15 protein-coding genes and 1 pseudogene are annotated in these 21,275 nt (G+C 68.1%); 10 read left to right on the top strand and 6 right to left on the bottom strand.

Annotation, left to right across the window (positions count from 1 at the left end; translation table 11 throughout):
• The first annotated feature begins 702 nt into the window (after positions 1–702).
• From NR798_RS10065 to NR798_RS10045, 5 genes are all read left to right on the top strand, one after another.
• A complete protein-coding gene (locus NR798_RS10065) occupies positions 703–2,613 on the top strand; it encodes an ATP-binding protein (RefSeq protein WP_375771232.1) in 1,911 nt (636 codons plus the stop codon).
• Positions 2,610–3,224 (top strand): response regulator transcription factor, encoded by a 615-nt coding sequence (locus NR798_RS10060; RefSeq protein WP_375771231.1) that lies wholly within the window; start codon positions 2,610–2,612, stop codon positions 3,222–3,224. The genes NR798_RS10065 and NR798_RS10060 overlap by 4 nt, the downstream gene beginning before the upstream one ends.
• A 219-nt stretch (positions 3,225–3,443) precedes the next feature.
• Complete coding sequence (locus tag NR798_RS10055) at positions 3,444–4,874, top strand: Ig-like domain-containing protein (RefSeq protein WP_375771230.1); 1,431 nt, start codon at positions 3,444–3,446, stop codon at positions 4,872–4,874.
• Positions 4,875–5,043: 169 nt separating this feature from the next.
• Positions 5,044–6,711: a kelch repeat-containing protein gene (locus NR798_RS10050; protein ID WP_375771229.1), complete on the top strand. Its 1,668-nt coding sequence runs from the start codon at positions 5,044–5,046 to the stop codon at positions 6,709–6,711.
• Between the two features lie 217 nt (positions 6,712–6,928).
• Positions 6,929–8,287, top strand: coding sequence for a DUF1254 domain-containing protein (locus NR798_RS10045; protein ID WP_375771228.1), 1,359 nt, complete (start codon positions 6,929–6,931; stop codon positions 8,285–8,287).
• A 211-nt stretch (positions 8,288–8,498) separates the two neighbouring features.
• On the opposite strand, the gene NR798_RS10040 is transcribed toward NR798_RS10045, so the two are convergent.
• On the bottom strand, positions 8,499–10,301 hold the full coding sequence (locus NR798_RS10040) for a malectin domain-containing carbohydrate-binding protein (RefSeq protein WP_375771227.1): 1,803 nt from the start codon (positions 10,299–10,301) through the stop codon (positions 8,499–8,501).
• 755 nt (positions 10,302–11,056) lie between these two features.
• Here NR798_RS10040 and NR798_RS10035 point away from each other — a divergent pair.
• From NR798_RS10035 to NR798_RS10020, 4 genes and pseudogenes are all read left to right on the top strand, one after another.
• Positions 11,057–12,025 (top strand): hypothetical protein, encoded by a 969-nt coding sequence (locus NR798_RS10035; protein ID WP_375771226.1) that lies wholly within the window; start codon positions 11,057–11,059, stop codon positions 12,023–12,025.
• Between the two features lie 501 nt (positions 12,026–12,526).
• Positions 12,527–13,345: a hypothetical protein gene (locus NR798_RS10030; RefSeq protein WP_375771225.1), complete on the top strand. Its 819-nt coding sequence runs from the start codon at positions 12,527–12,529 to the stop codon at positions 13,343–13,345.
• 334 nt (positions 13,346–13,679) lie between these two features.
• A pseudogene (locus NR798_RS10025) lies at positions 13,680–13,937 on the top strand (glutathione-disulfide reductase); the annotation flags it as partial.
• Between the two features lie 103 nt (positions 13,938–14,040).
• Positions 14,041–14,241 carry a hypothetical protein gene (locus NR798_RS10020; RefSeq protein WP_375773938.1) on the top strand — a complete coding sequence of 67 codons (201 nt, stop codon included), beginning with the start codon at positions 14,041–14,043 and terminating at the stop codon, positions 14,239–14,241.
• A 57-nt stretch (positions 14,242–14,298) separates the two neighbouring features.
• On the opposite strand, the gene NR798_RS10015 is transcribed toward NR798_RS10020, so the two are convergent.
• From NR798_RS10015 to NR798_RS10000, 4 genes are all read right to left on the bottom strand, one after another.
• Complete coding sequence (locus NR798_RS10015; RefSeq protein WP_375771224.1) at positions 14,299–14,439, bottom strand: hypothetical protein; 141 nt, start codon at positions 14,437–14,439, stop codon at positions 14,299–14,301.
• Positions 14,440–14,945: 506 nt separating this feature from the next.
• The gene (locus NR798_RS10010) at positions 14,946–15,497 is read right to left on the bottom strand and encodes a peptide-methionine (S)-S-oxide reductase (RefSeq protein WP_375771223.1); all 552 of its coding nucleotides are present in this window, start codon (positions 15,495–15,497) and stop codon (positions 14,946–14,948) included.
• Between the two features lie 201 nt (positions 15,498–15,698).
• Positions 15,699–16,394, bottom strand: a complete 696-nt coding sequence (locus NR798_RS10005; protein ID WP_375773744.1) for a pirin family protein — start codon at positions 16,392–16,394, stop codon at positions 15,699–15,701.
• A gap of 155 nt (positions 16,395–16,549) precedes the next feature.
• Positions 16,550–17,098: a YceI family protein gene (locus tag NR798_RS10000; RefSeq protein ID WP_375771222.1), complete on the bottom strand. Its 549-nt coding sequence runs from the start codon at positions 17,096–17,098 to the stop codon at positions 16,550–16,552.
• A gap of 283 nt (positions 17,099–17,381) precedes the next feature.
• Here NR798_RS10000 and NR798_RS09995 point away from each other — a divergent pair, with 283 nt between their 5' ends.
• A complete protein-coding gene (locus tag NR798_RS09995; RefSeq protein WP_375771221.1) occupies positions 17,382–17,786 on the top strand; it encodes a GerW family sporulation protein in 405 nt (134 codons plus the stop codon).
• 75 nt (positions 17,787–17,861) lie between these two features.
• On the opposite strand, the gene NR798_RS09990 is transcribed toward NR798_RS09995, so the two are convergent.
• Entirely contained in the window at positions 17,862–21,122 is a 3,261-nt protein-coding gene (locus NR798_RS09990) for an RCC1 repeat-containing protein (RefSeq protein ID WP_375771220.1), read from the bottom strand.
• Positions 21,123–21,275 lie beyond the last annotated feature (153 nt).

Below are 21,275 nucleotides of genomic sequence, written 5' to 3'. Positions count from 1 at the left end.
AAGCCTCAAGGCGGACGCCAGGAGCGGAGAGATACTGGAAATCATTGGCGTAAGCACGAGTCTCCAATGTAGGGATTCCCCTGAATGCTTCTGCGGCTGCCTCTGTCAAGTATTCACGGAAAAGGAACCGCACCGGGGGACTCCCGATTCTGGTTCAGACGCCCGGTAATCGCCAGGAGCGCCCCCAAGAGAAGGCGAGCGTGGCGCTTGAGGCGGCGGCCAGGAAGGAACCGGGGAGGGAGAGGACGCCGCGAGTGGACCAAGCAGAGCTGCTGCGCAGGACATTCGCGCTGGACGTGTTCGCGTGCTTGAGGTGTGGAGGCAGGCGGCGGGTCTTGGCGTACGTGGTTGAGGCTCAAGACAGCCAAGAGGCCCACGTCCCCTGCCGCCCCCCTCCTGGGAGGACGGCCTGGGCCGGCGTGTACCCCAAGGCGACTGCGCGGCCTCTCCACCGGCCTGGCGCACCACTCGGCCGGCCCCCTTCAGCGGCCCTCCTCCACCTCTCTGCTCCAGCCCTCTCCCTCAACAGGCCTCCCATCCTTCTTATACGCTTATACGCAACTCGACGAGGCCCTCCCGATCCACCCCGAGTGCCCGGAGGAACGGGAGCAGGCTGCTGCACCGGACCCTGGGTGCATCTATATCTTGGGCCTGCTCCCCTCTTCTCAACTGATACCCCTCATGCGGTTCAAAGTGTCCACCATGTCCTGGCGCATGGTCTTTGTCTTCTGCCTCCTATCGCTGCTGCCCCCCCAGGCGGTGGCCCAGGAGGCGCGTCCGGCTGGAAAGTCCGCGCTCCTGCTCATTCCCGAGGATACGGCGCTGCCCGCCATGGCGATGCTCGTCGCCAGTCTCCGCTCCTCCTTGTGGGAGGCCCAGGACGGCCCGATCTCCCTGGATGTCGAGAGCCTGGATCTGGGTTGGGCCCGCGGGCCTGCCTACACCCAGGCCCTGCACACCTGGTATCTGGCCAAGTACCGGGAGCGTCGGCCGGATGCCCTCATCGCCTTCCGCTCCGACGCCATCCAGGTGGCCCTGCAGCTGCGCCGGGAGCTGTGGCCGGAGATCCCGATGATCGTCCTCTCCGAGGACGATCGACTCTGGGAGCAGCAGCCTCGCCCGGAGCGGGTGGCGGGCCTCTTGCTGCATTATGACATGCGGGCCACCGCGGAGCTGGCCCTGCGGCTGCTGCCTGGCACACGGAGGCTGGCGCTCATCAACGGCTCCAGTCCCTGGGAGCGCGCTCGGCAGGAGCAGCTGGTGCGAGAGCTGCAACCGCTGCTGGCGCAGCGAGGGCTGGAGTTCATCGACCTGAGCAACCTGCCGCTGGCCGAGCTGCTCGAGCGCGCGAGGACCCTGCCGGACGACACCACTGTCCTCACCTTCACCTTCATGACCGATCCCAGCGGGAGACCCTTCGTGGGGCGCGAGATCGCACGCATGATGCTCTCCGCCAGCAACCGGCCTAGCTTCGCCCTCCACGACACCGTCCTGGGTCTGGGGTTCGTCGGCGGAGCGCTCGTCAGCTACGAGGCCGTGGGCCAACAGCTGGGCATGCTCACCTCCCGCGTGCTGCGCGGAGAGCAGGAGGAATTCCTCGCGCCCCTGAAGCCGGCACCCGTGGACACGCTGACGGTCGATGCCCGCGCGCTGCGGCGCTGGGACATCCCCCGCGATCGGGTGCCGTCCGGGGTGCGGCTCGCCTTCGACGAGCCCACGCTCTGGGAGCGCTACCGCTGGTGGGTCCTGGGGGCCCTGACGATCAGCGGCCTGCAGGCGCTGGTGGCCGGGGGGCTCGTGGTGGAGCGCCGCCGCCGCATGCGTGCCCAGGCCGAGCTCCTCGAGCGCCAACGCCTGGAGAAGCTCGCGGAGATGGAGGCGCGTCGAACCCTGGAGCAACTGGCCCACGTGAGCCGGGTGGCCGCCCTGGGCGAGCTGGCCGCCTCACTGGCTCATGAGCTCAACCAGCCCCTGGCCGCCATCCTCAGCAACGCCCAGGCCGCACGCCGCCTGCTGAACGCCAACCCCGCGGAGCTGGACGAGGTGCGCGAGGCCCTCGGGGACATCATCTCCGACGACAAGCGCGCGGGCGAAGTCATCCACCGCATGCGCGCGCTGCTCAAGCGGGGGGAGCCCCGGCAGGAGCTCCACTCGCTCAATGACCTGGTGCGCGAGGTGGCGCGCCTGGTGGCCAACGACATGCACCTGCGCGGCGCGACCCTGGAGCTGGCGCTGACCCCGTCGCTGCCCACCGTCCAGGGGGACGGCATCCAGCTCCAACAGGTGGTGCTCAACCTGCTCATCAACGCCATGGATGCCATGGCCGATGTCCCCGCGGGCCAGCGCCAGCTGCAGGTCCGCACCGCCTCGCCAGGCCCGGGGCAGGTGGAGATGAGCGTGCAGGACTCGGGAGGAGGGATCGAGCCGTCGCGGCTGGCCCTCATCTTCGAGCCCTTCTACTCCACCAAGGAGCACGGGCTGGGAATGGGGCTGTCCATCAGCCGCTCCATCGTCGAGGCGCACGGCGGCCGCTTGCAAGCCGAGAGCCCTCCGGGGCAGGGGGCTCTGTTACGGTGCGTGCTTCCCGCGGCGCACACGGAGTCCTCGCCATGACACCCACCCCCGCCACCATCTTCCTCGTGGACGACGATGAGTCCGTGCTGCGGGGGCTGGGGCGGCTGCTGCGGGCCGCCGGCCATGTCACGAAGCCCTTCGCCTCGCCCTCCGAGTTCCTCGCGCAGCTGTCCGGGGATACGCCGGGCTGCGCCGTGCTGGACCTGCGGATGCCGGGGCTGAACGGGCTGGAGTTGCAGCAGGCCATGGAGTCCAAGGACTGCCATCTGCCTGTCATCTTCATCTCCGGCCACGGGGATGTGCCGGCCAGCGTCAGGGCCATGAAGGCCGGTGCCGTGGACTTCCTCCTGAAGCCCTTTGATGAGCAACACCTGCTGGGAGCCATCTCCCAGGCCTTGCTCAAGGACGCGGCGGTCCGCGCCAGCCGCGCCGAGACAGCCGCGCTGCATGCCCGTCATGCCGTCCTCACTCCCCGCGAGCGCGAGGTATGCACGCTGGTGGCCCAGGGGCTGACCAACAAGGAGGTCGCCCAGCGGCTGGGCACCACCGAGAAGACCATCAAGGTGCACCGCGCCCGCGTCATCCAGAAGCTGGACGTGGACTCGGTGGCGGAGCTGGTGCGGTTCGTGGATCGCCTGGGCCAGGGCTGAGCCCGCGCTGTGTAAGCACTAGGTCCACTATCCACCTCCCGACAGTCCAAGTAGAGAGCGGGGCGCACGCTGGCTGTCTCCAGCGGAGCCCAGTGTGCCGGGCGGCGCCGCCATCCTTGGGCACGACTTCGCCCACCCTGGAGCCATCCGGCACGCCGTCGGAGAACCTGGCGTTCCGCGTTTCCATCGCCCATGTCGGGCGTACCCCGAGGAGAGTTCATGTCATATTTGCTTTCGAGGTGGCTCGCAGCGTCGGCCACCGCATTGCGCGCCGGACTGGTGCTTGGACTGGCTGCCAGCACCCTCGCCGCTTGTAACGACATACCGCTGGTGGCCCAAAACGGCACCCACGAGACGGCGGAAGACACGCCCCTCGAGGTGCACCTGCCGGCCAGCGGCAACGGGGCACTCACTTTCAGTATCGTCGACGCGCCGGACCACGGCACGCTGAGTGAGATCAGCGCCAATGGCTTCGTCACCTACACCCCCGGCGCCGACTACCATGGCGAAGATGCCCTCACCTTCCGCGCCACCAACCGCAAGGGCCAAAGCGCCCAGGCCACGGTGAGCATCACCATCACGCCAGTGAACGACACGCCCACCCTCTCCTCGGTGGCCAACCAGAGCATCACCGCTGGCGGCTCGACCGGCGACCTGGCCTTCACCGTGGACGACGTGGAGACCGCCGCCGACAGCCTCACGGTCACCGCCACGTCCTCCAATACCGACCTGGTGCCCAACGACCCCAGCCATCTCGTCCTCGGCGGCTCCGGCTCCAGCCGCACCCTCAACGTCGTCCCCGCCGCCAGCGCCAGCGGCTCCACCACCATCACCCTCTCGGTGAGTGACGGCTCCGCCACCACCTCCACCACCTTCGCGATCGACGTCACCGCGATTGCGAGCCTCTACTGGATGACTACCGCCGGGTCGCTGTGGAGGGTTGACGTGGACGGTACCGACGCGATCGCGCTCAAGACCAGCATCAGCGGGGCGCTTGCCGTCGCCACAGACCCGGTAACCCATACCCTCTTCTACAACCGCGGCAGCGCAATCGTTCGAGCGGACAGTGATGGGGCGAACCCGGCCGATATCGTGGCGAACGGAGGCAACCCCTCCGGGCTGGCAGTCGACTCGACCAACCGCATGCTGTACTGGTCCGATTTCAACGGAGATCGGGTCATGCGCGCCGAGCTGGACGGCAGCAATCCAACGCAGGTGCTCAGCAGCATCGACAGCCCGGCCGGCATCGCTCTCGATGTCCCCAACGGCAAGGTGTATGTCATTACCTACAACAACACCAAGCTCATACGATTCAATTTCGATGGTACCAACCTGGAGACCCTCGGCTCGAGCCTGGGCGGCCAGGGCATAGGCGTGGCGGTCGACTCGAGCGGCGGGAAGGTGTACTACTCGACCCGCAGCAACAGTATCTATGTCGCCAACCTGGACGGCTCCAACACCACCACCCTGGTGACCGACCAGCTCTCAGTGCAGGGGATTGCCATCGATGTCACGGCCGGGCGGCTGTATTGGTCGGCGCCGAGGGCTGGAGTGCTCCGGAGCGCCAAGCTGGCCGACGGCAGCGATATCCAGGACGTGAGCTCGAGCAGCGGCGACGGCTGGAGTCTGGCCTTCATGCCCGCGCCGTAGCCAGGAAGCCCCCCCCATCGCGGCCGTGTCATCCAGATGCTGGACGTGGACTCCGTGGCGGAGCTCGTGCGGTTCGTGGACCGGCTGGGCCAGGGCTGAGCCCGCGCTGTGTAAGCACCAGGTCCAATATCCATGACCTGACACTCTGAGTAGAGGTGGCCGCGCTGACATGGCTCGGCACCTCCTCTGGCTGCTGGCCATCTGGCCTTTGCCCACCATGAACCCAGAGCCACTTCGCATGAAAAACCTACCGATCTCCCTTCTCGCCTTCTGCTTGACGCTTGCAGTCACTGGCTGCCAGTGCTCTTCATCTCCATCAGACGATTTCTCGCTCAGGGTCGTCCTCGCGGAGACCCGCATCTCCGCGGGGATGACGACCACCGCGAAGGCCCAGCGGGTCCATGACGATGGCCGCGTCGTCGACCTCGACGCCTCCACTTCACAGCAATGGACATCGTCCGCTCCTCAAGTGGCCTCCGTCGAACCGCAACCGGACGGCACTGTCAAAGTGACGGCTCTCCAGCCCGGTAGCGCCATCATCACAGTCAACGCGGACGAAGCCTCGGGCGAGGCAACCCTCGAGGTCACCGACGCTCGCCTCCTCTCGCTGCAGGTGTCACCCACCCTTGCCTCTGTGCCCTCGGGCTCGACACAGCAGTTCACCGCCCAGGGCAGCTACAGCGACGGCACCACGGTCGATGTGACGAACAGCGCGACGTGGACCTCGAGCAACACCGCCATTGCCACCGTGAGCAGCACGGGCCTGGGCACCGGCGTGGCCATGGGTGGGCCCGTCACCCTCACCGCCACCCTGGGTGGCGTGAGCGGCACGGCTCAACTCAGCGTCACGGGGTGGACGTCCGCGGGGTCCATGTCCACGAGCCGCTACAACCACACCGCCACGCTGCTCGACTCGGGCCGGGTGCTCATCGCTGGGGGGCGCAATGGGACGACCACCCTGAGCAGTGCGGAGTTGTACGATCCAGCTACCCACTCCTGGTCTCCACTCGGTGCCATGTCCAAGGGCCGCTTCGATCACGCCGCCCTCTTGCTCCCCGGTGGTTACGTGCTCGTCACTGGGGGCGTCGGCGCCCTGACCAGCGTGGAGATGTATGATCCGGAGAGCAACGCCTGGTATCCGGTCAGCCCCATGAGCGGGGGCCGCTACGGTCACACCATGACGCTGCTTCCCTCGGGCCAGGTGCTCGTCACCGGCGGCACCGATGGCACCAACGCTTTAGTCACCGCGGAGGTGTTCGAGCCGCTCGCCAACATCTGGGTCAAGTCCAGCCTCATGGGCACCGCCCGCTTCCACCACACGGCCACATTGCTCCCCTCGGGCAAGGTCCTCGTCTCGGGGGGGACCAACGCCTCCGGGAGCTTGAGCAGCGCCGAGGTGTACGACCCGGCCACCAATTCGTGGGCTCCAGCCGCCACCATGGTAACGCGCCATGGCCTTCACGCGGCCACGCTGCTCCCCTCTGGCAAGGTGCTCATCTCAGGGGGGCAATCGCTCACAGCTCCCTCTTCCTCTGAGCTGTATGATCCAGACACCAACAACTGGTCCGCGGCTGGCTCCATGGCCGAAGGCCGCTCCCGCCACACCGCCACGCTGCTCGCTTCGGGCCAGGTGCTCGTCGCGGGGGGCGACGGCAGCAGCTATTACAACACCGCGGAGTTGTACAACCCAGCCACCTCTTCCTGGTCCGCAACCGCCTCCATGGCCGCGTCCCGCGGAGCTCACACCGCGACGCTGCTGACCTCAGGCAGGGTTCTCGTCGTGGGTGGCGAAGATGGCACCCAATCACTTGCCACGGCGGAAGTGTACGTGCCTTGAGCGCACAGCCTCTCTGAAGGTTGCATCGAACCCTCCGCTTGGAGCTTACGGCAAGGAGTTCAAAGCCTTGCTTTGGCCAGAGACGTTGAGCGCCTTGCCGCTGTGCTCGAGGGAGCAAGTCTTTACCTGGCCATCTCTCGTTCCGTGCCAGGGCTACACGCACAGTTGGAAATGGAATTTCGAGCGATCCCCGCTCGACGAAAAGGAGCATATGGCGATGAGTGCTGATTCGAAATTCGAGACTGCATACGAGATCGGCTGCGAGGGATATACATATCTCTATCCCATCGTGTTGATGGACGTGACGCGCCGGCAGATGACGAACGTCAAGGAGATCGACCTCCCCTCCTGGCGAAGCCCGGCCAACGTGTTCATGAACAACCCGCGCTTCCCGGGGCCGGAAGACCGCACCGTGGTGCGACCCAACTTCGACACGCTCTATTCGAGTGCGTGGCTCGATCTCGGGCGCGAGCCCATGGTCATCAAGGTCCCTCCGTCCGATGGGCGCTACTACCTCTTGCCCATGCTCGACATGTGGACGGACGTCTTCGCCTGCCCCGGCCCCCGCACGACGGGGACCGCGGCCCAGGAGCTCGTCATCGTCGGCCCGGGGTGGAGCGGGACGATCAACCCGGCCCTGAACCTGCAACGGATCGACGCGTCGACGCCGTATGTCTGGATCATCGGACGAACGCAGTGCAACGGTGACGGGGACTACGACAGCGTGCACGCGTTCCAGAATGGCCTCCAGATCATCCCTTACTCCGCCTACGAGGCCGGGCTGCCGCCGCCGCCGCCCGTCGGGACAGACACCGATGACATCAGCCTCGAAGAGCCGTTGGTGATCGTAGAGAAGATGACGCCCGAGGCGTTCTTCGCCTATGGCGCGGACCTGATGTGCAAGAATCCAGCGCACTTCAATGACTACCCCATCCTCGCACGTCTGGCGCGGGTAGGCTTCGTGGCGGGCCAGCCGTTCGACCTGAACGCAGCCCCGGCGGAGGTGCAAGACGCCTTCAGGAAAGCGGCCCCCGACGCCCTCGCCCGGATGAAGGAGAAGCAGCACTCCCTCACGCCGCTGACGAATGGCTGGGTATACCCGAACGAGCTGATGGGGACCTACGGGACGAGCTACCTCCGCCGCGCGATCATTGCCCTGATCGGACTGGGCGCCAATCTCCCGGAGGATGCAATCTACCCGACCGCCTACGTGGACGTGGATTCCAATCTCGCCCCGCTGGACAGCGCCATGCGTTACACGCTGCGCTTCGAGGCCAACAGCCTGCCACCGGTGAACGCCTTCTGGTCCGTGACGCTGTACGACGAGCAGGGATTCCAGGTCCCGAACGCCATCGACCGCTTCTCGCTGGGCACGCGAAACAACCTGGCCCAGGACTCCGATGGCTCCGTGACGGTGTATGTCCAGCGCTCCATGGACGAGGCCGATCCGAGGTGGTCGAACTGGCTGCCGGCACCACAGCAGGGCGCGTTCAACCTCACCATGCGGCTGTACTCGCCGAAGCAGGAGGCGATCAACGCAGATTGGCACCCGCCCGCGATCTCGCGAGCGACGTGACCTACCTACGCTGCTTGGAAGCACGCGACTACGCCCGCCGATCCAGTCCACAGCGGATAGCGAGGGGCTAAAAAAGAGCGGCCGCACCCCCGGAGGCGTGGAGCGCGCGCAAAGCGCTCCACGCCTCACCTACGCTCACGCCATGCCGGAGCGGGCCACCCACCGTCTTTCACGAAGCCCCCTCAGCCACGGGGAGCCTCAGAGCTTCGGCTCACGGCGTGAAGGTCCGGACGCGGAGGATGCGCGGGAGGTAGGGGCCGGCAGGGTCTTGCTCGAACATGGCCACCACGGGCTGACCCGACGTGCTCAGGGCGAGCGCCATGTCCCCCAGGACATCCTCGCCGCTCACCGGGGCAAAGGTCGTGTCGAAGGGAGTGACACGGCCGTCCACCGGCACCCATGCCGTGCCGTTGAACTTCCGGATGAAGCGCCTCTGCTCGTTGTACAGCCCGCCTTCGACGAGGGCCACCGTCGGCGTCCCCGTGGCATCCATGCGCAGCAGCGGCGGGCCCGCCTCGTGGGGCGTGCCGGGCCAGCCCTCCAGTCCCGTGGGCGCGACGGACACCCAGGCGCCACTCTGCTCACGCACCACCTTGACCCGCCCGTAGTCCAGGTAGGCCACCCACGGCGTGCCGTCCACGGGCGACAGCGCCAGCGAGGGCCGCTCCGACCCACTGTACTCGCCGTTCGGGACGGGCGTTCCCACGCGCACCCACTGGTTCGCCTCCCGGCGGAAGACATGGGTCTTCTCGAAGATGGTGAAGTCCCGGGAGCCATACCACTCGTCCCACGCCACGACGATGCGGTTGGACGGATCCACGGCGATGACGGGATGGCGGGTATGCTCATTCCAGTCCGACGTGCTCTCCGGGATGTCGCCCATCGAGACCCAGGTCGTGCCGTCGAAGCGGAAGACGGCGATGCGCTCATTCTGCCGTGCCCGGTCGTACATCACGGCCGCGAGCACGGGCCGGCCCTGGCCATCCATGGCGGCGGCCACCGCGAGGGCGTCCTGGCCCTCCACGCTCACGGGGCCCCCCACCTCGGTCCAGGCCGTTCCGTTCCAGCGTCGGACCCGCACGTACGTGCCGGAGCTCGAGGGCGCGGAGTCGAGGAACGCCACCACGGGGGCGCCCGTCGGGTCCATCAGGAGCGTGGGATTCCGCGCCCAGGTGCCGCTCCCCAGAGAGCCGCCCAGCAGCTGGTAGGCGCTGCCCGTCCATCGCGCGGCGTAGACGTTGAAGGTGCTGGTGTAGGAAGGTCTTTCCTCCCAGGCGACGAAGGGGCGGTTGTTCGCATCCACCGCCAGCGAGGGCGCGTCGATGGGGTCCGCCGTGTTCGAGACCTGCGGGCTCGTGCCCAGCCACTTCCACTTGGATGCCGTCACCTCGATGGCGGACAGCACCGCGGGCAGCTCGTCCGCCATCAGCTCCAGGTTCAGCGCGCTGTCCCGCACCGGGACGTCCATGAGCAGCGTGTACGCGCGCAGGGGGACCTGGAGGTCCTTGTACTGCGGCATGAACGTGGTGCCCTCGGCAATGATGCGCATCTCGCGGTTCGTGACGGTCTCGTCCGGCTCCATGAAGAGGAGCTGAACGGTGTAGATGCCCGGCCCCGGCACCGGGATTTCGTAGGCAATGCCCGGGTTGAGCCAGGACTCGCCCATGCGGAGCGACTGATACAGCGAGTCGTTCGTGGTTCCCGCGATGGGGTCCGGCACCTGGAGTACCTGGCCGCCGAGGAAGTCGCGGTCCGCCTCCCAAGGCCGGCCATTGATGTCGGTGAACGCGCCCCCGCCCACGTTGATGCGGATGGGCAGCGTCACCGTCGTGACGGCCTGGTTCTGGTGCTGGAGCGTGGGCGCTTCGTGCTGGAGCGTGGGCTCTTCGTGCTGGAGCGTGGGCTCCTCGGGGCCCTCCGCCCCGCCACAAGCGGCCAGCCACGCGGTGCCAACGAAACCGAGCAACATCCTGCGGGAAGTGCTCGTGCGCGTCCCGGGACTCTTCCTGTACATGTGTTTCCTCTTACCCCCGAAGGAGGGCTTGAAGGGGTCACCGGTGTGGCGACCACCCGACGAAGACACGAAAAACCCGTGCCGATATTCACTCCGTACGAGCTGTGCACCGGGCCGGTGGAGAGGCCACGCAGCCTCCTTGGGCAAGCCTGTCCAGGCCGCCCTCCCATGAGGAGAAGGCATGGGGCCGAGGTCTCTTGGCTGGCTGTGGTGGCTTGAGCTTCAACACCATGCGCTCTGGGGTGGCCCTCGCGCAGGGGCCAGGTGCGCACTGGCCGTGAGCAATCCCAGGTGCTCCACAATCGCTCTCACCCCTCCTGCTCCCTTCATGTACGCCAACACCCGCGCCTGCCTCCACACCTCAAGCACGCGAACACATCCAGGGCTTTCCGTCCTTTTCAGCAGCCCGGCCTGGTCCAAACGGGGTGTGCGCTCCTTGCTCGGCTCCTCCACCGTCGCGGCAACGGCTGGGCTCTCCTCCTCCAACCCCGGCTCCGCCCCCGATTGAGGGAGGCACCTGCCGTGGCCAGGCCTCGTGGGTGTCAGAGAATTCGAGTGACGCGAGCCAGCACGACACGCGGCGGAAAAGAGGGTGGAGCCCCCTTGGGGCACACGCTTGCCTGGTCCGCCCTCCCTGAAGGGGGCGACAGGAGAGGCTGAGGACGAAGTGAAGCCCGTGGCCTCAACCACTCCTTGCCACTCAAACAAGGAATCGCGTAGAAAGCCGCCGCACCTCCAAACCAGGATAAAACGGTATGCGCGGCATGTGGTTCATGGCGGCAGTGGTGGCTTCGTCGTGGGTGGGAACCGAGGCACGGGCGCAGGACGACTGGGAGACCCCACTGGCCCGGAGCGGGGAGCAGTATCTGCCGTATGGTCAGCCCATCCCGCAGGAGCAGGCCCTCGACGCGCCTCCCCAGCCGTATGACGAGGCCATTCATGGCCGTGCCCACCCCAACACCCAGCCCCAGGCCAACGAGGTGGGCCGCAACCGGGTGCGCCTGCCCGAGCGGGCCCAGAGGCCGCGCCCCGGCGGGCAGATCCCCGACATCTTCCCGGGCTCGGGCGACCGCGGGTTCTGGATCTGGAACGGCCAGGGCATTTTCGCCGCCAACGATGCCCAGACGGACCTCGTCATCCCCGACAACGCCATCGGCACCACCATCTACGCGCCCACGCATATGCCCGCCGGCAATGCCTGCGTGGAGACGGTGACGGCGCACTGGCGCTACAGCGGCATGTCCACCACCGCGCACGCGCATGGCTTCTGGGACCACTGCGGCCTGGACGGCGCCACGGGCTGGCAGAACTTCGAGTCCATGGACGCGACGTGGAAGAGCAAGTACGCGCGCATCTACGACGGTGAGGAGCGCTACTTCACCGAGTCCTACAAGGACGGCAACGGCTGCTGGCACGGGCTGATGTACAACTTCAACCTCGGGAGCTGGGAGGAGAAGGTGTCTCCCGCCATCTGCGGCTCGTCCTCCTTCGCCACCGGCTGGACCATGTGGGAGTCCCATCACCTGATGGATCAGTCCCAGGTGTGCCCCGCCTTCCCCCGCATCCGCGCATCGGGCCTCCAGTTGTGGACGGGCAGCACGTGGGCGGCGCTGGACACGAGCAACACCAGCAACCTCGGGCCCTATGGCCTGTGCTGGACCAACAGCACCTACAATTTCCAGGTGAACGTGGTCAATTCCGACTGGACGGGGCTCACGCCGTAACGAGCCGCGGAGAACCCTGTTCGAGACATGGATTCAGAGGCCGGAAGCCGCCGATTGCCAGCGGCTCCCGGCCTTGGTGTTTTCACGGCTGGGGCAGGCAGGCACGGCTCGCCGCACCCTGGATACCGTGCAAGAAGCTACGATCCCTCGCGTGCGACGCTGAATTGGTTCGAGCCCTCGGGACCCAACCGCCCCGAGAATCTGATGACGGGGCTGTGCTCCCGCCCCCCAGGGCACGGACTGGGTGTGGGGGCTCCGGCGCTTTGTGGAGTCCGGTGCGGCGCCCAACGCCGTCTGCCGCATCACCGAGAATGTGTTGCGCCGGTTGAGCGCGCCGAAAACGAAGGCCCAGCGCGCGGCGCGGCCCGTGTACCAGCACCACGCGTTCCAGGCGAACGGAGACGGCGTGCGGTTCTTTGGGGCCTGGGCCTCTTGGCTGGCTGGAGTCTCGACGTAGGCAGCCGGAGCTATGACTCCGCGCAATCCATTGAGGAGCAAACCATGGCAACCCTGAGAATCCTCGTCACTCTCGGAATATTGTTCGCTTCGCTTTCTTCTTTCGCCAATGTCGCGATCACCGCCGGCGATTGCTCGGGAGCGCTTTTCAGGATGCCCGGCATGGGCGACGGCCAAAAGGCCCTGGTTCTGACCGCCGGCCATTGCATCGGCATCGGCAGCTTCCGCGAACAGTTCCCCGCCGACGGCGAACTTTTTCTCGACCATCCGGTGGATGAAAGCGTCATCGTCAAGAAGACCAAGAACGAAGACGGCGAGCGCTTCGGCTATAAAAAAATCCTCTTCGCTTCGATGACCGGCACAGACCTGGCCGTGCTCGAGCTGGAGGCCACTTACAAGCAGCTGACGGACAAGGGCTATGTCATCCACTCGGTGGCGCAGGCGGCGCCCGCGCCGGGCATGATCATCGAATTCAATTCCTACAACCGCAACGTCAACAGCTCTTGCGAGGTCGAAAAGATGATCCCTCTCATCAAAGAAGGCCCGTGGACATGGAAGAATTTCGCGCGCATGAAGACCGGCGACAGCTGCCGGTGCCAGCATGGTCAGTCGGGCACGGCGGGGATCGAAAAACGCTCAAAAACGATCTATGCCCTGCTGCAAACCATGTATGAGGGCGGCCGCCCGTGTACGCTCAACAACCCCTGCGAGGTCGCTCCCAAAACCGGAGCCACCACCACTGGCGCGTTGCTGCAAGCCTACGCCGTGCCGACTCTGCCGCTGTACGACTGCTACGATAAAGCCAAGGCCAGATTCGATTTCAACTTGGGCAGCTGCAAGCTGAACTTCAAAAAGAATCCCTGAGCACGTTGGACTCGGGCGCCGGGTTCTACGCTCAAGGAGCTGCTCGACAACCGGCTGGATCCGGAGCCGCGGTACAAGACGCTCCCCAAGCGAGAGCCGAGGAGACGAGCGTGGGGCCCCAGGCAGCGGCCAGCACGGAGCCGATGAAGCAGAAGACGCCTCAAGGAGACTCTCGCCGAGTTGCCCAGCAGGACGTTCGACTTCATGGGAGCGCGGCCAGGGCCGACGTGTACCCCAAGGGGCTGCGCGGCTTCTCCACCCGCCTGGCTCACTGCTGGTGCGGGTCCCGTCTGCGGCCCTCCTCGGCACCTCCGCTCCTGCCCTCACCCTCCACATGGCCTCTCTCCCGCCTATACACAAGGTGGGCGTGCGCCTGGACGAGCGCGGGGCCATCGAGGTGGACGAGTGGTCCCGCACCCGCGTCTCGGCCAGGGGCTCCCACATCCGGCCCATGAAGCACACGCTGAGCGGGCGCGACGAGCGCACGATGATGAAGGTGATTGTGGAGCGCGACACCCACCGCGTACTGGGTTTCCACAGGGTGGGGGCGGACGCGCCGGAAATCATCCAGGCGCTGGCGGTGGCGCTGAAGTGTGGCGTCAGCCATCCTCCAGAAATCCTCCTCTTTTTCGATAATCCTGGTATAGGAAGGAGGTCCGGTCTGGCCGGACTTCCCCCAACAGGAGCAAGACAACATGAGGAAGCAGGCGAAGAGTCTGTGGATGGCGGCTGCGCTGGTGATGGGTCTGGGCGTGGGCTTCACGGCCGGAGCGCGGCAGGAGTCGCAGGCGCCGTCCGCGGCGGGCCTGGAGTGTTTCCGCAACTCGGATTGCGACGTGGTGTGTGGCAAGGGCAACGGGGTCTGCTCCTCGTCCCAGTGCTTCTGCATCATGTAGTTCGAGGCGTGGTGGCGCGCGGAATCTCCCTCCGCGCGCTGCCGTTGCCGAAGCGGCTCAGCGCCCGGGCCCGCCGAAGGTGGAGCCCGCGGTGAGCTGGAGGATGCCCGGGTAGCTCGGCTGCCCGTGGTGTCCGATGATGTGCTCGTAGCGGTTCTCCGCGAGCGACTTGCCGCGTTGTCGCTGGTCTTGTCCCATGGGGCCGCGCATGCCGAAGCGGCCCCGCCCGCTGCCGGAGTCCTGCCCAACACCGTGTGCACCTCGGCCGGAAAGGCAGTGGATGAAAAAGGCTTCGTGCCCATCGGCGGCATCGAGCAATGGGTGAGGCTCAAGGGCGCCAGCTGCGCCAATCCCGTGATTGTGTTCGTGCACGGCGGCCCAGGCACAACCCAATGAGTCCCTATGCGGACAACGTCTACAAGTCCTGGGAACAGGATGCATGTCTCACCTTGAAGCGCGAGGGACGGCTCGGCGAATCGCTCTGAACCACCCGGGGAGGTGTGGGGCGCCCAACCGGCGGACGGCCCGGCGAGCCCTTCAGCGTGTGGCTCATCGCCCGCATGTTCCGTGAACATGGTCTGTGCAAGACGCCGGGGCAGGCTCAACCGACCAATGTAAGCCCGCCCCCTTTCTGAGAGGGAGAGCGCTTGAGAGCGGCGGGTTGTTTTGTGTGGAAGCGGCGGGAATCGGACCCGCGTCCGGCTTCACCGGCGGCGGTGCGCCAGGGCCGCGTGGCCCAGCCTCAGCATCCGCTGGCGCTCGGCCTCCGGCAGCCCGAGGCGCTCGAGCTCGGCCTCCAGCTCCTCCCGCTTCAGGTAGCCGCCCACGCAGGCGTTGAGCCACATCGCGGCGGTGGAGTCCTCGAATTCGCGCTCGCCGTAGCCGCTGAATTCCCGCATCAGGTCCGTGTACCGGCGCAGGTAGTACTTCTGGTGGTAGTCCTCGGCCCGGTAGAAGGTGGCCAGCGGCAGGATGGGCAGGAGCATGGACCCGCTCCTTCCCGCCATGGCCTGCCTCGCCGTGGCGAGCGCCAGCCGCTTCTGCGTCTCGTCCGCGTAGAACACGGCCGACATGTACTGGCGGCTATACGGGCGCTCGGTGGGGACCGCCTCCTTCCAAAACCAGCCCAGCAGCGTCTCGTAGGAGATGCGCGCCGGGTCGTAGTCGAGCTGGAAGGATTCCGTGTGGTCCCCGAGCTGGCGGTACGTCGGGTCCGGCTGGCTGCCGCCGGTGTAGCCCACACGGGTCCGAATCACTCCTGAGAGACGCCCGAACCGGGCGTCAGGGCCCCAGAATCAACCCACCGCGAAGGTGGCCGTCTCCACCCGGCCAGGGGCCCTCGTGTCCACGGGCAGGAGCCGGGGGGCGGGCGCTTCGGCGTGCGGGGCTGGGTTCATGGTGTGTCCTCCTTCTGCCTCTACGCATGAACCCAGCCCCCGGTTACTCCTCTTCCCGGCTCACGCCAGGTCGAAGAGCAGCGCCTCCAGCGGCTCCGTCGCCGAGAGCACCAGCCGCGACTCCTCGGACACGGCCACCCCGTCTCCGGCCTTCACCTCCACGCCGTTGAGCGTGCCCGTGCCGCGCGCCACCTGCAGCCACGCGTGCCGGCCCGGCGCCAGCGTGTACTCGGCCTTCTCCCCCTTGCCCAGCAACGTGCTCGACAGCCGCATGTCCTGGTGCACCTTCAGCGCCCCGTCCTTCCCCTCCGGCGACACCACCAGCCGGAAGCGGCCCTGGCGCTCCTCCTGCGTGAAGGCCTTCTGCTCGTAGCTCGGCGTCAGGCCCTGGCGCTCGGGGATGATCCAGATCTGCAGGAAGTGCAGCTCCTCGCCCGTGTTGTTCTTCTCGCTGTGCAGTACGCCCGTGCCCGCCGTCATCCGCTGCAGGTCTCCCGCGCGCAGCACCCCCACCGTGCCCATGCTGTCCCGGTGCTCGATCTGCCCCGAGAGCACGTAGGTGATGATCTCCATGTCCCGGTGCGGGTGCGTCCCGAAGCCGCTGCGCGGCGCCACCCGGTCCTCGTTGATGACGCGCAGCGCCCGGAAGCCCATGTGGTTCGGGTCGTAGTAGTCCGAGAACGAGAAGGTGTGGTGCGAGTCCAGCCACCCGTGGTTCGCATGGCCGCGTGCTTCAGAAGGTCGAACGATCATCATGGGGTACTCCTTGTCTCCAATCCGCTTGGATGCTCCAGGGCCCGGGGGCGATTCGCCTCGAGCGAGCAGCGTCCCGCCCAGCAGGCCCGTCACGCTGGCCAGCAACCCGCCAGCCGCCTCACGCCGGCCGAGCGTCCGGCCAGCCGTCCTCCGCCTCACGCCGCCTTCTCCACCGCCGCCGCCTTCACCGCCTGCACGTCCAGCTCGATGTCGATGCGCTCGCCCACCAGCACCCCGCCCGTCTCCAGCGCCTTGTTCCACGTCAGCCCGAAGTCCTTGCGGTCGATGCTCGTGCGCGCGCTGAACGCCAGGCGCTCGGTGCCGAACGGGTCCGTCACCCGGCCGAGGAACTCCGTCTCCAGCGCCACCTCGCGCGTGGTGTCCTTGAGGGTCAGGTCCCCCACCACCACGTAGCGGTCCTTGCCCGCCGCCTGCACGCGCTTGCTGTGGAAGATGACGCGCGGGAAGGCCCCCACGTCGAAGAAGTCCTGCGAGCGCAGGTGGTTGTCCCGGGCCTCCACCTGGGTGTCGAGGCTCGCCGCTTCGATCTTCACCTCCGCCTGCGCCTTGAGCACGTCGCCGTTCATGAACAGCCGCCCCTCGTAGCGCGTGAAGCGGCCGTGCACCCGCGCCACCACCATGTGCCGCACCGTGAAGCCGATAGAAGAGTGGGTGGTGTCGATCCGCCAGGTCTCGATGGCCATTGAGTCGTCTCCGTCAGAGTGCTTCCCTGGCCTGTCCCTACAGCAACCCGCTTGCCAACGTGCAACCCCCTGGAATCACATGGGCCGCGGCCAGCCTCGGGGGAGCAGAACTCTCAAAATGAGAGTGAGTGCCTATCATCTGGAGAGCACCGCCCCCGTCCCTTCCGAGGGCCGCCCGCCCGGTCCTCCGGGGCCGCGAGTGCCTCCGGCCGAGTGCCTGGTGCCGACCCCCTGGCGGGTGCGCACCTCATCCAGGAGAGGCTCGAGCACGGGGGTAGACACCATGGATGTCAACGAGGTCATCGACAGGGCTCGCGACGCCTTCAATGTGCGGCGCGTCTTCGGAGATCCCATCCAGCAGGGCGAGGTGACGCTGGTCCCCGCGGCCCGCGTCACCGGAGGCGGAGGGGGAGGCGGCGGAGAGGCTCCCACCACCGAGGGAGCGCAGGGGGCCGAGAGCGCCGGCAAGGGCTACGGCAGCGGCTTCGGCCTGAACGCCCGGCCCGCCGGGGCCTTCGTCCTGCGCAATGGCAAGGTGCGCTGGATGCCGGCGGTGGACGTCAACCGCATCATCCTCGGCGCCCAGGTGCTGATGGGCATCGTCCTGCTGACGTTCGGCCAACGGCTCGCACGCTACCTCTTCCAGGACAACAAGCCCCTGCTGCACCGCAAGCGCCTGGCGCGGTGAGGAAATGCAACGCGGCCCATCCCCCTGCTCCGGGTGGGCCGCGCGAGAGACTCCGTCACCAGGGCGTGGCGCCCGTCAGTCCAGGAGCGCCCTCCGGAAGCCCGGGGTGCCATCCCCCAGCTGTCCGTACTCGTTACCGCCCCAGGTGGTGATGGTGCCGTCCGACTTCAGCGCCAGCGAGTGCGAGGCGCCGGCGGCGAGGACGGTGGCCTCGGCGAGCTCCGGCACCTGGAGCGCCAGGGAGCTGGGCAGGTCGGTGCCATCCCCCAGCTGGCCGAAGGTGTTGTCACCCCAGGCCCACACCGTCCCATCGGCCAGCAGGGCCAGCGAGTGCGCCTGGCCGGCCACGAGGGCGGTGACGTTGGCGAGGCCTGGCACCTGCACCGGCGCGGTGCTCGAGGTGGTGGTGCCGTCCCCGAGCTGGCCGGTGGAGTTCTCACCCCAGGCCCACACCGTCCCGTCCGCCTTCAGCGCCAGCGAGTGCGCGCCCCCGGCGGCGATGGCCTGGAGGTCCGTGAGCGCCGGCAGGAGCACCGGGAGGGAGCTCGAGGTGGTGGTGCCGTCCCCGAGCTGGCCGGAGGCGTTGCCACCCCAGGCCCATACCGTGCCGTCCTCGCGCAGGGCCAGGGAGTGGCCGGCGCCGCCCGCGACGCTCCTGACGCCGAGCAGCCCCTGCACCTGCACCGGGGTGGTGCGCGAGGTGGTGGTGCCATCCCCGAGCTGGCCGGAGGCGTTGTCACCCCAGGCCCATACCGTCCCGTCGACGCGCACCGCCACGGCATGGTGGGCCCCCGCCCAGATGGCCACGACGTTGGTGAGGCCCTGCACCTGCGCCGGGGTGGCGCGCGAGGTGGTGGTGCCATCCCCGAGCTGGCCGGAGGCGTTGTCACCCCAGCCCCACACCGTCCCATCGCAGCGCAGCGCCAGGGAGTAGAAGGCACCCGCCGACACGACCTCGATGCAGCGCAGGTCCGGCACCACGAAGGGCGCCTCGCTGTAGGCGACGTCCGTGACGCCAAGCTGCCCGTCGCCGTTGTTGCCCCAGCTCAACACGACGCCATCGTTGCGCGCGTAGAGGGAGTGGCCATTGCCCGCGGAGAGCCGAGCGGGGCGCGGATTGCCCCGCACCTGCACGGGGAAGGGGTAGGCGCTGGTGGCCCCGTTGCCGAGCTGGCCGTAGGTGTTGTCGCCCCAGGCCCACACCGTGCCGTCCTCGCGCAGGGCGATGGACATGCGGCCCCCGGCCGAGACGGCCGTGACGCGCGAGAAGCCCGGCACCCGCACCGGGGTGCTCACCGAGGTGTTGTTGCCCACGCCGAGCTGGCCCGTCGCATTGCGTCCCCACGTCCAGAGCTGGCCGTCGGTGCGCAGGGCCAGCACGTGGCTGCCGCGGGAGGAGAGGGCCGAGATGGGGCCCGCCAGGCCCGAGACCTGGGCCGGCAGGGAGCGGGGGGTGGTGGTGCCATCCCCGAGCTGGCCGTAGAAGTTGTCCCCCCACATCCACACCGTGCCGTCCCCGCGCAGCGCCGCCGAGTGGTAGGGCCCGGCCTCGATGGAGACGACGTTGGTGAGCCCCTGCACCTGCACGGGGACACTGCTCGCGGTGGTGGTGCCCTCGCCGAGCTGGCCGTAGGAGTTGTCGCCCCAGGCCCACACCGTCCCGTCCGACTTGAGCGCCAGCGAGTGGTAGAGGCCGGCGGCCACGCGGGTGACCCCCGTGAGCGCCGTCACCTGCTGGGCCGGAGCGCGCGGGGTGAAGGAGGCGGTGCCATCGCCGAGCTGGCCGTAGGTGTTGTCGCCCCAGGCCCACGCCGTCCCATCCGCCTTGAGCGCCAGCGAGTGGTAGCCGCCCGCGGCGAGGCCCGTGACGTCCGTCACCCCCGGGACCTGCCCGGGCGTGGTGCGCTTGCCACCCGGGCCCTCGCCGAGCTGGCCGTAGGTGTTGTCACCCCAGGCCCACGCCGTCCCATCCGCCTTCAGCGCCAGCGAGTGGTAGCTGGACACGGCGACGGCCGTCACGCCCGACAGCCCCGGCAGCTGCACCGGCAGCGGGCGCGCGGAGAAGGTGCCCTCCCCCAGCTGGCCCTGGCCGTTGTCGCCCCAGGCCCACACCGTCCCGTCCGGCCGCAAGGCGAGTGCATGCACGTCCCCCGCGGAGAGGGCCCCGATGCCGGACAGCCCCTGCACCGGGCCCGGAACGGGGCGCCAGCTGGCGCTGCCATTGCCCAGCTGGCCGAAGGAGTTGGCGCCCCACCCCTGCACGCTGGCGTCGCTGCGCCCCGTCAGCACGTAGGAGTTGCCACAGGCCAGGGCCTGCACGCCGGACACGCCGGGCACCAGCCTCGGCAGGCGCAGCGGGCTGGCGACGCTCTGGCCCGCCTGGCCCTGGCTGTTGTCTCCCCAGACCAGCACGGAGCCGTCGATGTGCCGGGCCACCGCGTGGTGGCTCCCGCTGGCCACGGCCACGATGCTCGTCAGGCCGTGCACCCGCACCGGCGTGAGGGACGGGGCCGTCCCCTCGTCTCCGAGCTGGCCCCGGGAGTTGTCCCCCCAGGCCCACACCTGGCCCTCGTAGTCCGCCGCCACCGCGTGGGCGTTGCCGCCGGCGATGGACACGATGCCCGTGAGGCCCACCACCTGCACCGGCAGGGCGCGCGGGGTGGTGGTGCCATCCCCGAGCTGGCCGGAGGAGTTGATGCCCCAGGCCCACACCGTGCCGTCCGCGCGCAGGGCCATGGAGTGGGTGTCCCCGGCGGCGATGGCCGTCACCTCCGTCAGCCCCGGCACCTGCGTCGGGACGTTGCGGCCGGTGGTGGTGCCCTCCCCCAGCTGGCCAAAGGCGTTGTTCCCCCAGGCCCACACCGTGCCGTCCGCCTTCAGCGCCAGCGAATGGAGGTTGCCGGCGGCGAGCGCCAGCACGTCCGTCAGCCCCGGCAGCTGCACCGGCAGCGGGCGCGTGGTGGTGGTGCCATCACCTACCTGCCCATCCCCATTGCCCCCCCACGCCCACACCGTGCCGTCCTCGCCCAGGGCCAGCGAGTGGTTGTTGCCGGCCGCCACGGCCATCATGCCCGTGAGGCCCGTCACCTGCCCCGGCGTCAGGCGCTGGGTGGTGCTCCCATCCCCCAGCTGCCCCTGGGCGTTGTTGCCCCAGCTCCACACCGTGCCGGTCGGCGTCACGTACAGCGAGTGCCCCAACCCCGCCGCCAGCCGGTAGGGCTTGCCCTGCACGATGATGACGGGCGCCCGGTGCTGCCGCAGCGGCCCATCGTCTTCTCCTTCCCTCTCCCCACATCCCACCACCAGCGAGGTCACGGCCAGGAGAAGCGTCACCACCAGGCTTCTCGACAAGGTGCTTACCCTCATGCATCCCTCTCGTTCATGCCTCGGCAACGACGGATACGAGGCAAGGCTTGCGTCATCCACACAGCCCCCCCGCGCTCCAACCCAGGGCCTCAAGCCCCCACGTCCTGACTCCGCCAGTCAGGC

Origin of the sequence: Archangium gephyra, assembly GCF_042230915.1 — a bacterium.
GTDB classification, from domain to species: domain Bacteria; phylum Myxococcota; class Myxococcia; order Myxococcales; family Myxococcaceae; genus Archangium; species Archangium gephyra_B.
This window is presented reverse-complemented; position numbering and strand designations above follow the sequence as displayed.